This is a genomic window from Nostoc sp. DedQUE12b, assembly GCF_034530835.1.
Taxonomy (GTDB): Bacteria; Cyanobacteriota; Cyanobacteriia; order Cyanobacteriales; family Nostocaceae; genus Nostoc.
In genome coordinates this window covers 23,761-36,831 of record NZ_JAVRCI010000040.1, presented here as the reverse complement: position 1 = coordinate 36,831, position 13,071 = coordinate 23,761, and the positions used below count along the sequence as shown (strand labels likewise).

At 38.3% G+C, this 13,071-nt stretch carries 7 protein-coding genes; 6 read left to right on the top strand and 1 reads right to left on the bottom strand.

Annotation, left to right across the window (positions count from 1 at the left end; all coding sequences use genetic code 11):
• Positions 1-842: 842 nt before the first annotated feature.
• Positions 843-1,259 (top strand): hypothetical protein, encoded by a 417-nt coding sequence (locus RMY16_RS19480; RefSeq protein WP_322737799.1) that lies wholly within the window; start codon positions 843-845, stop codon positions 1,257-1,259.
• Between the two features lie 644 nt (positions 1,260-1,903).
• Positions 1,904-2,347, top strand: coding sequence for a hypothetical protein (locus RMY16_RS19475; protein ID WP_322737798.1), 444 nt, complete (start codon positions 1,904-1,906; stop codon positions 2,345-2,347).
• Between the two features lie 221 nt (positions 2,348-2,568).
• On the opposite strand, the gene RMY16_RS19470 is transcribed toward RMY16_RS19475, so the two are convergent.
• On the bottom strand, positions 2,569-5,493 hold the full coding sequence (locus RMY16_RS19470) for a hypothetical protein (RefSeq protein ID WP_322737797.1): 2,925 nt from the start codon (positions 5,491-5,493) through the stop codon (positions 2,569-2,571).
• A gap of 1,078 nt (positions 5,494-6,571) precedes the next feature.
• On the opposite strand from RMY16_RS19470, the gene RMY16_RS19465 reads away from it, so the two are divergent.
• From RMY16_RS19465 to RMY16_RS19450, 4 genes are all read left to right on the top strand, one after another.
• Positions 6,572-9,136, top strand: coding sequence for a GAF domain-containing protein (locus RMY16_RS19465; RefSeq protein ID WP_322737796.1), 2,565 nt, complete (start codon positions 6,572-6,574; stop codon positions 9,134-9,136).
• A complete protein-coding gene (locus tag RMY16_RS19460) occupies positions 9,130-9,579 on the top strand; it encodes a response regulator (protein WP_292814634.1) in 450 nt (149 codons plus the stop codon). Before RMY16_RS19465 ends, RMY16_RS19460 begins: the two co-directional genes overlap by 7 nt.
• Before the next feature lie 5 nt (positions 9,580-9,584).
• The gene (locus tag RMY16_RS19455) at positions 9,585-11,888 is read left to right on the top strand and encodes a response regulator (protein WP_322737811.1); all 2,304 of its coding nucleotides are present in this window, start codon (positions 9,585-9,587) and stop codon (positions 11,886-11,888) included.
• Positions 11,889-12,029: 141 nt separating this feature from the next.
• A complete protein-coding gene (locus tag RMY16_RS19450) occupies positions 12,030-12,944 on the top strand; it encodes a hypothetical protein (RefSeq protein WP_322737795.1) in 915 nt (304 codons plus the stop codon).
• Positions 12,945-13,071 lie beyond the last annotated feature (127 nt).

Below are 13,071 nucleotides of genomic sequence, written 5' to 3'. Positions count from 1 at the left end.
GCGGATGTAGCCCATTCAAATGGGGGACAATAAATATAGTAGGTTAAATGGTGCTTGAGCATAACGCTGAGGCAAGTTTTTGTAGTGCTGATTCTCTCCCTCGTTACTGGTAAAGGACAGACATCATACTTAAATCAAAATCTATTTGTATTTAAATAACTTTAGTCAAAGACTCAAAAATTAACTTGTGTAGGCACGAAAGCCAACATTCCTAAGAAATTTTTGGCTGCTTTGCGCGTAGGCATAGCCCGTCGTAGACATCGCCTTGGCTATCTTCCAGATAACCACCCTAACCACCTAACCTATAACTAGATTTTATAGCCGTTTTTAATTTTGTGGAATATGGTGTTGGCGTATAGTTATCTGCCCTTTCAAAATATTGCATCCATACAATAACTGCGATAAGCCTGGGATTCAAATCGTTGCCCACAGCATATTACCTATAAAGATGCACTTAAGATTTAGCAAAGATATGACATAGCCATATTTGACAAGTTTTAACGAATTATTAAGCAGTGTTTACAGGGTATTGGGGCATTGGAAGCAGTCTAAAGGCTTACCTCTAATACTTTCTGAATTTGGTTTTCCTAAATCCAAAAAATGGTAATCATTGCCACAAAGTTCATACAGACACTGAGTAGGCATAAGCTTTGCTGCAACTCAATTTTTATGAGGTTTTTGAAGCTTATATTCAGAGCCACACCAATACTTCCATCTATTAGTTTTTTTAATTTACGACCTCTGCAATTTTTTTAAACTTCAGTATTGTTGCTGAGATGTTTCTGGCAGGCAATGGTTATATTGAGAACGTAAAGAGAAACAACACGGGGAGTTTGTTAATCATGAAAATTTCTGCAATTCTCAAAGGCAGCGTTTGTGTATTAGGTTTGGTTGGTGTTGGTAATTTCTTTGCAGCACCTGCAAATGCAGGAGATGCTGCTGCTCGTGGTGCGGTTACAATTGTTAGACCATCAGGTGCTTCTGTCAGCGTCAGTGCTGAGTTAACTGCACCCACTTCTGCATATTTCACCGGACCAACGTTAGTTGTTACACCTGCATATAGCGGTACAGCAGGTGCCAATGACGAAAGCGTAGTTACTTTAACAATAGATCCAGGTGCAGTTGTAAACCTGGTCTCACCACCCAGTTCTACAATCGAAGCAGCTATTGCAGCTAAGATTGATGCCGGTACTGTTACAGCAGTTGAAGACCTAGCAGCCCTTATCAGAGCAGCTAGTGTTAATGGCGGTCTAGAATAGACTGATTGTTAACTGACAGAAAATCACTATAGTGTTAAAAGCTATTGGCTTTTAGTCTATATGCTTTCACACCTTGCATTGATTTTCAATCTCTGTTTGGGTATTGTTTGAAAAAATTTTGCCATCAGTTGAGACGAAACGTCTACGACTATCCCCATGCTGGGCATTTGCATCAAAGTATTTGGTAATACGCGAATCAATTCTTTGACTGACTCTTCTTTACTTGTATCCATACTTTTGACAGGGGATAAAGTAGAGAGTGACTGAGATGTAAAAGATTGAAGAAAAAAATACAGCCCCTTGAATGTAGTTGAGGGGCGGTATTTCCAAACTTATCCACTATATTACCATATAAACCCGGTTTCTTGAAGAAATCGGGCTTTTGATGTTGTTTAAATAGATACTTTACGAAATCTTTTAAATTAGCCAATAGGTAAAATACAAAAGGCAAAAGACGGAAGCTAGAAGGCAATAGGCGCAAGAGAATCACACAATAATTACTCTTGCTATTTGCCTATTGAACTTTGCCTTTATTTACTAAGTGTCAATTCTTATACCAAATTTTAGTAGTCTAGCAATCAATTTTTCTGAAAAGTTACCGCTATATTGCTCATGCCAATCAAAGAAAGCATGAGCAATAAATTATGTATAGCGTGTTTCGTCAATTGCCTGGAACTATCAAAAGAACCATTTGCTTGCTGGGTTTTATCAGCGTAGGCAATTTTATTGCAGTGCCAGTATATGCACAAGAAGCTGTGGCACGTGGAGCTATTTCTATAGTTTCGCCTTCCGGCGCTTATCAAAGTGTTAGTGGTGAACTCTCTTTACCTGTTAGCAATAATTTTTTAAATCTTGGCACAAACACGACTTTAACAATAACGCCTAGTCTGACAAATATTGGAGCAACTAATCAAAGAATAACTTCTTTATCTCTGACAGTAGGCACAGCCAATGAAATAATCACAAATAATAACAATTCGTTTTTGAACCAAACTTTAGAAACAGTCAATAATCAAACATTAATTCCCGATACAGCCTCTTTAATTCAGACAATCAACACTACTAATGGCTTAGGGGCTTTAGAATAGTTGCAAAAACTATACTAAATTTATTATTGCTGCATCTACGATATTTGATAATTCTTAGGCAAGAGGTAAAGGGCAGAACGCAATAGGAAAAAGCCAAGATATAAAGGGAAAGAAGTCTCTTTGGATTATACTGATTGTTTTTACATATTAAATTTATATTAGTTAATAAAATAATCCAGGATAAATTTTTCTAATTTTAGCTTCCCTATTTATTTTTGTATTTAAAATCGATAACCACCTTGAATTTGCATATCAAGCCCATTCTCTCCCGTACCAATTTTAGATTGTATAAAAATATTATTATCTATAAAATTATATCTAAAAATGGCTCCGTAGTTTAGACCAGATAATCGGGTATTTAAACCCACGTTTTTAGTAAAATAATTTTTAATATAAGCACCAACAGAAAAATTTCTACCAACTTTTTGCAAGCCTTCTAACTCATAAAAAAGGTTTTTACCTAACTCTAAGTTAGTATTAATATTTAAGCCTGTGCTAGTGCTAACTTCACCACTAAACAGTGTTAAAAACTCACCATTGCTATTATCTTGAATAAAAGCTATTGCAGGCGCTAAGGAAAAACTTATATTTTTTTCTTGATGATTAAAATAATAGCTGAGTACAGTGGAAAAAGGATTATTGTTATTTGATGCACTATTCCAGTCAATTTTTAATGATGGGATGTGAGTGTTGACAGCTACAGGTTTTTTATTTGAGTTTAACTGGACATGAGTTTTAATATGGTTAGCCAAAACACTGGCATATATACCCACAGATGGTTCTGCTAATCCTAAATTATTATTAGAAACTCCAGGCGCTGAGTTGGCATTTATATTAAACCAAGTTCCTAAGCTAGCACTATAGTTTAAATCTCCAGAAGAACCAGCAGCTAATAATTCGACTGAAGGTAAAGATAGATAACCATCAAAGCTTTTAAAACTCACACCTATGCGATCGACTCTGGTGAGTTCAAAATAATCGAATGCTAAATCAAATGTGCGGACTGGAATTGGTACTATAGTGTTATCTTCGGAATTAAATCGTTGTACAAATTGTCGTCCTTGGGAGTTAGTCAAAATAACTTCAGCACCGCTAGATTCGTTAATAGGATTAATATCAGTATTAGTCAAAGGCATCTGATTTCCTATGAAAGTCAGAGGGCCAAATCTTTCATTAGAAAGTCTAAGGGTTGAAAAGAATGTATCCCCTGGATCTAAAAGTTCAACATCTCTTTGTAAAAATTGGACTGTGCGTTTATGATTTCCTGTTCTCAGTTCTAAAATACTAGAATTATTGGGAGTGATTTTACTCTGAAGTGTCATACTTCCAGAGACTTGTTCTAGATCGCTGGTTGCATTAGAATAAGCTAAAGTACGATTTAGTCTGTTGTTAATTTGTCTTCTTTGATTTGGTGTAGACTTTGTATTTAATTCAACAAAACCTTCTCCGTTTTTAAAGCTTTCTCGTGCTTCTGCTAAACTTTCATTAATATTATCTATTTTAATGTATTCAAAGATTCCGCCTAATGCCAATCCTAAAGTAGAGTTAGCTGTTTGGATACTATCAATACTAAAGTCACTTAAATTAGCTGTAATAGACAATCCTGGGCTAGAAAAAATATTAGAATAACTAGCACTAATTTTTTGTTTATCATATTGAACAATAGTACGGTTATGAGGATAGTTAACATATAATCTGTGCCAATTAGAAGTTGTTTGTGTCTCAGATAAAGTTTTAAATATGGGATCTCTTTTGCCGAAAGATACCCAAGATAAAGAATTTAAATAAGCCAAGTCTCTCTCAAGTGGCGTCAAGTAAGGATTAACTGCTATATTTAATAAATCAAAATTATCAAATTCGCCTATCTGGGCAATTTTAACACCTGGTAATGAAGAGACAGGAGCAGTAAAACCAAAACCTTCACCCGTCAAGATATTTCCCCATAAAATACCAGTCGCTTCTAAAACACGATCGGGAATAATTTCGCCTAGTTTAAGTTGAACACTTCCGCCATTTAGTAAAGGCTTTAAATTAGTAGTAGGAAAAGCTTGTAGAATTTTAGGTGTATTAGTAGCATCTAAGAAATCAAATAAAGAGCCGCCACCATCATTACTAAAAGTGGAACCGCTTCCAATAATTGGTGTAGTATTTGCCAAAACTGTGACATTAGGATCGTTAAGATTAATTCCACTATTAATTATTACTTTACCAGCAGGTATCCCTTCAGGATTAATTAGTTCTCCCGCTATAGAAAGTATAGAAAAATCTTGAATTGCAGTTCCACCGATTAATTCATCAAAATTTACAGGTAAAGTATTAATATTTTGCAATCCCCAAAATCCTTGGGTTGATGTCATATTTTGGGTAGTGTAAGTTTCAGAAGCTCTACCTTGAGCAAGAATACCAGCTTGTCTACCTTTAGTCTCAATTACTAATCTATTGTTATTGAGAACCCAGTAAAACTGGTCATCTTTGGGAAATTTAGCATAAGTAAATTTATCAATAAACTGGTTGTCTCCAGAAAATCTGATATTTAAATCTGTATCTATATAACTTTCGTCTTCATTTGGTTTAAATAATTGAGGCTTAAAAGTCAGGTTATCTGTTGGATTAACTATCCAAGAATACCGATTGGAACTTGCAGTCAGAGCGTCAATAATTATTTTCTTTTGGATTACTTGTTGTTGTTTTTTTGTTCGGCGTAGTTTTTCTATTAGTATCTGTTGCTGGGGTGTGTATGGTTTTGATGGTTGAATTGTATTTGGTTGAGGCTTTTCTTCATCTTCTTCAGGTAGCTTGGGAGGTTTATCTTTGTATTCTTCAATTGGGATAACGTCAGCAATGGTGAACTTGCGTAACTGTTTTGGTTTCTCTAGGTCAGAGTTAGACTTTCTTAAAGCCTGTTTTAACAATTCTTGGCTTGGTAAGTTATTTGTTTTTTGATCGGAATTGATTAATGACTTGTTATAATTAGCGATTAAATCAAGATTATTTTGCCTGTTTATGCTTAGAGCGACCGCAGGTATTTTAATAAATACAGTTTTGTATAAAATTGTTGAATACAATAAACAAATTCCAAGAATTTTTACATTTTTTTTGAATCTCATTAGGGAGATATTGAAGCTTTTTCGTTTTGGATTTTTCAATGTTTTCAGAATAAAATTTTTGGCGATTCAAACTATGTGAGCATTGGCTAATGTCGAAACTTAACCATTCTTTAATACTTGGCCTTTGAATTTATTATTGATTTGTTTCATTTGATGGGTTCAACAGTGTTTCAGTAAATATAAATAGTCAAAAAAGTTTGATTTATGATCCTGGCGCAAAGAATAAAATAGGATTAAGCAGATTTACTGCAACAAGAGTGTAATTCTTGAGCAAAAATTCAACCTCAGCAAAATCACCACAACTCAAAAATTGAACTATAGGTTACCCGCATAAATACGTAGCTTGAAGTTATTAACTTCAAAAACAGAGTAAAAAATATACTTTAGGATACTCGCTGTCTTCTGCAAATTTAATACACTTGCTGTTTTCTGATGGAATTTATTTATACATCAGTAGTACACTGATTGAGCAAATAGAGACTACCTTAGCCATGTAGTGGAAATACTAGAGCGATATCTCACAATTAGCCCCTGTGCATCGATGCTGATGCAGATAAATTTCGCATTAATGTAAAAGCCAGTTTTCCTCAAAATTTCGACACAGTAGAAGACGATCGCATCGACCTAGAATGGTTTAGTCCGACTGGTAAATTACTCTGGTCAATTCATTAAATATTCTCTGTCTAATAAATAAATCTAATCATGCACAGTAACTAATATCAGTCCTAAATTTGTCTACACTAGAATTAGTGCGATGTCTACGACAGGCTATGCCTATGCAATAAATTTGTGGCGTAGACAGGCAGTGGCTGATAAGAGCTTGTTGAAAAAGTTGTAAAGTATACTCAAAACCCCTCTTCAAATTTCTCCCTGAAACGGAGCAAGACTTTGAAACGCCCATTGTCTTGTAGGTAAAGGGGGCTGGGAGAGTTAGGTTTCTAAGGCTTAGATGTTACGAAAATACTTGTCAAACATCCTTTAAAAATCGCTTTTAACAGACTTTCCTGAACAGCCAAAGGTGAGGAAAGGATTAAGAATTAGTAACAAAAGTTAAGCGATTCTTGAGATAATAACGCTGCTGGCTGGATATCACATTTAGATTTATTAAAAAAAGTTAATGAAACCTAGACATATTGATACAGAAATAGCGAGGTTAGAAGCCCTCCGCCAGTATCAAATTCTTGACACAGAACCCGAAGAAGCTTATGACAATCTTGCTCAGTTAGCGGCCTTTATTTGTGGCACTCCCATATCCTTGGTAAATTTTATTGATGAAAACCGTCAATGGTTTAAGGCAAAAATAGGTTTAGATGTATCAGAAATGCCCCGGACTGTTGGATTATCTTATCTTTGCCAAGAGCAGCGTAATGTTGTGGTGGTTCCTGATACCCTAGCTGATGAGAAGTTGGCAAGTAATCCGGTAGTAACTGGCTATCCATATATACGATTTTATGCAGGTGTACCCTTAATTACTCCGAAGGGAGATATGTTGGGAACTCTGTGTGCAATCGACCAAGTTCCAAGACAACTAAGCCAAAAACAAGTGGAGGCATTTGTGGGTTTGAGCCGCCTGGTAATCGACCAACTCGAACTCAGGCGTCATGTAAGTGAGGTATCTAAAGTTACTGAGAAACTAGTGGCGCACGAGCAAGCAGCCCGCGCCCAATCTGAAGCCGCCAAAACCCGCATCACCAATCTTCTCGAAAGTATCACTGATGGTTTTTTTGCCTTGGATCAAAAGTGGCAATTCACCTATATTAATGGTCAAGCAGAACGGCTGTTGCAAAAAACTCACAATCAGCTTTTAGGTAAAAACATCTGGGAGGTGTTTCCAGAAATTATCGGCACAACATTTGATTGTGAATATCGCAGGGCAATCTTAGAACAGGTTAGTGTCGAATTTGAGGAATTGTATCTGCCACAGCAGCAGTGGCTTAAAGTTCACGCCTATCCAGCAAAAGACGGCTTGTCTGTTTATTTTCAAGATGTTACTGAACGACGGAAAACAGCAGAAGCACTACGAGAAAGTGAAGAACGTTGGCAATTAGCATTACATGGTAATAATGATGGTATTTGGGATTGGAACTTCAAGACTAATGAAGTGTTCTTTTCAACTCGATGGAAGGAAATGCTCGGCTATAAAGACTACGAAGTTTCCAACCATTGGGATGAATGGACAAAACGAATCCATCCTGATGAGCGAGATTGGGTACTTCAGGCTTTCCAAGACCACTTTGCCAAGAAGACACCGTTTTACGTCTGTGAATATCGAGTCCAGTGCCAAGACGGCAGCTATAAATGGATTCTTGATCGAGGACAGGCACTTTGGGACGCATTGGGTGATATAGTACGGATGGTTGGTTCTTATACTGATATCACAGATCGCAAGCAGGCAGATGAAGAATTAAAGCGGCAAAATCTGCGATCGCAACTGTTTGCCGAAATCACCCTAAAAATTCGAGAATCTTTACAAATAGATGAAATTCTTCAAACCACTGTCACAGAGGTACAAAAATTACTGCAAGCTGACCGGGTGTTAATTTTTCGACTGGAACCTGACGGTTCGGGAACAGTGGTACAAGAGGCAGTGCTGCCTGGTTGGCCGGTAATTTTAGGAAAAAATCTTTTTGATCCCTGTTTTAAAGAAGACTATATAGAAAGATATCGCCAGGGAAGAGTAAGCGCCCTTGAAGACATTGAATCTGCTCATATCCAACAATGCCATCGAGAATTTCTTCAGCAGTTTGCTGTCAGGGCTAACCTCGTAGTGCCGATTATTGTCAGGGACGATATTTGGGGCTTATTGCTAGCTCATCAGTGTAGCGCACCTCGACAGTGGAATCAGTTTGAGATGGATTTGTTACAGCAATTAGCGAACCAAATTGGCATTGCTTTATCTCAGGCACAACTATTGGAAAAAGAAACCCAGCAAAGTCAGGAACTTACTCGTTCTAATGCAGAATTAGAACAGTTTGCCTACGTAGCTTCCCATGATTTGCAAGAGCCGTTGCGGATGGTAACTAGTTATTTACAACTGCTGGAGCGGAGATACAAAAACAAACTGGATGCCAATGCAGATCAGTTTATTACATACGCAGTAGATGGGGCCAGCCGGATGCAGACCCTCATCAACGATTTGTTAAACTATTCCCGCGTCAGTACCCGTGGACAGCCTTTTGTACCAGTTGATTGTAGTGTTGTCTTAGAACAGGTGCTTGGCAATCTTCAAGTTGCGATCGCAGATCGAAAGGCAGTTGTCACCTACAATACTCTACCTCAAGTGATGGCTGATGCTACCCAATTGACACAAGTATTTCAAAACTTGATTGCCAACGCGATCAAATTTTGCGATCGTCAACAGCCATTAATTTACATTGGGGTAAGTAAGGGAAATGCAGATATATTAGATGGAAAAAATTTAAATTTTATACCCTCGGAGGATGAATGGTTGTTCTCGGTGCGTGATAATGGAATTGGTTTGGAATCCCAATACACTGAACGTATTTTTATAATTTTTCAGCGCTTGCACGCTAGAGACAAGTATCCAGGTACTGGAATTGGTCTGGCAATTTGTAAAAAAATTATCGAACGCCACGGCGGCCGGATTTGGGTTGAGTCGAAACCGGGTCAAGGCTCGACTTTCTACTTCACAATTCCAGATAGAGCAGGTAAGCAATGGTAAACACCATAACAGCGATTATGCCTATTGAGGTTTTGTTAGTAGAGGATAATCCTGGCGATGTCCAACTTACACGCATCGCCCTAGAAGATAGTAAAATCTCAATTCACTTGAACGTAGTCGAGGATGGTGTAGAGGCAATGGCATTCTTGCGAAAACAGGGAAAATATGCTAAATTACCTCATCCAGATATTGTGCTGCTCGATTTTAACCTTCCGAAAAAAGATGGACGAGAGGTATTAGCAGAAATAAAAGGAGATGAAAACCTCAAACGAATTCCTGTAGTAGTTTTGACGACTTCCCAGGCTGAAGAAGATATCCTCAAAGCCTATAACCTTTTTGCCAACTGTTATATAACTAAGCCAGTAGATTTCGATCAATTCGTTAAAATTGTCCAATCAATAGAAAATTTTTGGTTTGCGATCGTAAAACTGCCGCCGGAGTAGTGGAAATGGCAGGTAAAAATATTATTAAAGTTTTGTTAGTAGAAGACAACCCTGGTGATGTCTTATTGTTACAAGAGTTATTTAAGGAAGTTACCACAGTTGTAGTTGAGTTGATGCCTGTTGAACGGCTTGATGAAGCAGTCAACTACCTGACAAACGAAATTTTTGATGTAATTTTGTTAGACCTCTCCCTACCAGATAGCCAGGGATTACAAACCTTTGTCATTGCTCACAATCAGGCAAAAGCAACTCCAATCATTGTGCTGACGGGTATAAATGATGAAACCCTAGCAACTAGCGCAATGCAACAAGGAGCGCAAGATTATTTAGTGAAGGGGCAAGTAACTGGTGACTTGCTGGTGCGATCTATGCGTTATGCCATCGAACGTCAACGGGCAGATAACGCACTGCGGCAGAGTGAGGAGCGATTTCGGGTTGCTCTTAAAAACTCTCCAATCTTTGTCTATAACCAGGATAAAGATTTACGGTACACTTGGGTTTACAATCCCCCATCTGGATTGATAGTTGAGAAAATATTGGGCAAACAAGACTTAGATATCATCCCAGTACAAGATGCCCAACGTCTGATCGCAATTAAACATGGAGTCCTGACTACAGGCATAGGAACGCGAGAGGAAGTATCAATTACCATCAAAGATATAACGCGATATTACGATTTAACTGTCGAGCCACTGCGGAATGAAACCCAAGAAATTGTTGGGGTGACATGCGCCAGTATAGATATTAGCGAACGACAGGCTGCGCTACGCGAACGGCAAGCCGCGCTATGCGAACGCAAATTAGCAGAAGAAAAAATTCGCGAACAAGCAGCATTACTAGATGTCACCACAGATGCCATTTGCGTCCGAGATTTAAACAATCAAATTATCTTCTGGAACAAAGGTGCAGAAACACTTTACGGGTGGCAAGCTACAGAGGCATGGGGTAAAAATGCTAGCGAACTTTTGTATGACGAACCTTCACCGGAAATTGAAGCAGCTCTATTGCAAGCTATTAGTAAAGGTAAGTGGCAGGGTGAGTTAACAAAACTTACTAAAATGAACAAAGAAGTCCTTGTAGCTAGTCGCTGGAGTCTGGTATGCGATGAACAAGGAAAACCCAAATCAATTCTCACCGTTGACACAGATATTACTGAAAAAAAGCACCTAGAAGCCCAATTATTTCGCGCTCAACGCCTGGAAAGTATTGGCACTTTAGCTAGTGGTATTGCTCACGACCTCAACAACATCCTGACACCGATTTTGGCAGGAGCGCAACTACTACCACTGAAATTTCCCAATGCAGATGAGCGGACTCGTCATCTACTAGAAATTTTAGAAATTAACGCTAGACGCGGTGCTGATTTAGTCAAACAGGTGCTGTCCTTTGCGCGGGGTGTAGAAGGAAAGCACATCACTTTGCAACTCAAACATATAATTGTGGAAATTGCCAAGATTCTTAAAGAGACTTTTCCCAAATCGATAGAAATCAGCACTAATGTACCGCAAGATTTGTGGATGGTTTCTGGAGATAGTACGCAACTGCATCAAGTGCTGATGAACCTCTGCGTTAACGCCCGCGATGCTATGTCCGATGGCGGCACTTTGAGTATCTCTGCCGAAAATATGTTGATTGACGCAAATTATGCCCGCATGAATCTAGAAGCCAAAGAGGGGCCTTACATAGTGATTACTGTCTCCGATACTGGAGTTGGGATTCCTAAAGAAATGCTAGATAGAATTTTCGAGCCATTCTTTACTACAAAAGATGTCGGACAAGGCACTGGTTTAGGACTTTCCACAGTGCTGGGGATTATTAAAAGTCACGGAGGTTTTGTGAACGTATTTAGTGAACCGGGGAGTGACACTAGCTTTCAGGTTTACTTACCAGCCGCAGAGGGAATGGAAACAATTAGCCCCGAAAATTTGCCACCACAGAAAGGACATGGAGAATTGATTTTGGTTGTGGATGATGAAGCCGCCATTCAAGAGATTACGATAACATCGTTAGAAGCTCACAACTACAAAATCTTAGTTGCCAGTGATGGCATTGAGGCGATCGCGCTATATGCTCAAAATAGAGACAAAATTAGTGCCGTCCTCATGGATATTATGCTGCCCTCACTGGATGGTTTAACTGCCATGCGTACCTTGCAAAAAATCAACCCCCAAGTCAGAATTATCGCCAGCAGTGGACTTATGTCTGACAATAAGCTCAGTGCAGTAGCAGCTATTGGTGTCAATACATTTTTGTCGAAGCCCTATACTGTCAATGAATTATTGCTTTCTTTACAGAAAGTACTATCGTAAGTCAACTAATTACGTAAGTATACTGGTCGTTGTGAGTTCAAAAAGCTGCTTTATTGATGTGGGTGCAAATTGCTTGGATTTGATATGATTCATCCGTTAACACAATCCTTTTACCGATACTCACAACTTGCCTAAATCAATATGCCTCGGTTTCTTAGGTTAATTATCAATATAGTAGTCTTAGGTGCAGTGTTACTCATATCCCAGAAAGCTTGGGCGCAAGATTGGCGTCCAGTTCACGATGGCATCCATTTCAGTATCAGTGGTATAGCTTTGATAGAACAACAAAGCAATACGCTCGATTTTCTGATTGTTCATGACAACAAACAAAAAAACCAAGGTCGTTTAGCAATCGTCAGGATTAAGGGTAAAAGCCAACCTAAATATTTCCCATTGAATTGGCCAAATAATACAGAATTGCCCATCGACTTAGAAGCTTTAACATCTGTTCCAGAGAAAACAAAATCCTCTTTTATCGCTTTAAGCAGTTCTGGAAAAGCTTATTACATCAGGTTAGACTCTGCCAACAAGACCATCTCAGTTCTAAAAGAATTCAGTCTACCAGAAATTATTCAAGGAAATAATCTTGAAGCATTTGGATTACAAAATATAGATGGGAAATTAGTTGCTATTTGGGGGCATCGAGGTGAAAGAGAACAACCAGCAACTATTTTTTGGGGAATATTCGACTTAGCTAAATATCAAATTACTCTTGCAGGTTCTGCCAATCTGAAAGTACCGTTTCCATCTGGCAATGTTCGCCATATTTCAGATATTAAAGTAGACCCCGTAGGAATTGTGTACATCACATCAGCAAGTGATGCTGGGGATGATGGCCCATTTCAGTCAGCTGTGTATGTCGCTGGTTACTTGGGATTGCGTGAAAACAAAATTGTATGGCGGCAAAATTCTCAATTTGTTCCCCTCTACCGCTCTAATTATCACAAAATTGAAGCTATGGAACTTGTTCCCGGTGCAAAAGGCGGTGTAGTGGTTGGTACAGACGACGAGAATTTGGGTTCTTATCTATATATTGTGGGTGGAAGTAGCTACTAGATTTTGAGGATTGCTGGTTTATTTGCGATCGCCTTGCATATTTTTATGCACATTATACAATATTTGTCAATTTATTTATGGCGATCGGAATTAGGTGTAAGTTGACCATTATCTTATCGATAACGGC

Bases quoted from the DNA above. Each gene is read 5' to 3' on its own strand.
- RMY16_RS19450 (WP_322737795.1), top strand. From the start codon at position 12,030: ATGCCTCGGTTTCTTAGGTTAATTATCAATATAGTAGTCTTAGGTGCA.
- RMY16_RS19460 (WP_292814634.1), top strand. From the start codon at position 9,130: ATGGTAAACACCATAACAGCGATTATGCCTATTGAGGTTTTGTTAGTA.
- RMY16_RS19475 (WP_322737798.1), top strand. From the start codon at position 1,904: ATGTATAGCGTGTTTCGTCAATTGCCTGGAACTATCAAAAGAACCATT.
- RMY16_RS19480 (WP_322737799.1), top strand. From the start codon at position 843: ATGAAAATTTCTGCAATTCTCAAAGGCAGCGTTTGTGTATTAGGTTTG.
- RMY16_RS19465 (WP_322737796.1), top strand. From the start codon at position 6,572: ATGAAACCTAGACATATTGATACAGAAATAGCGAGGTTAGAAGCCCTC.
- RMY16_RS19455 (WP_322737811.1), top strand. From the start codon at position 9,585: ATGGCAGGTAAAAATATTATTAAAGTTTTGTTAGTAGAAGACAACCCT.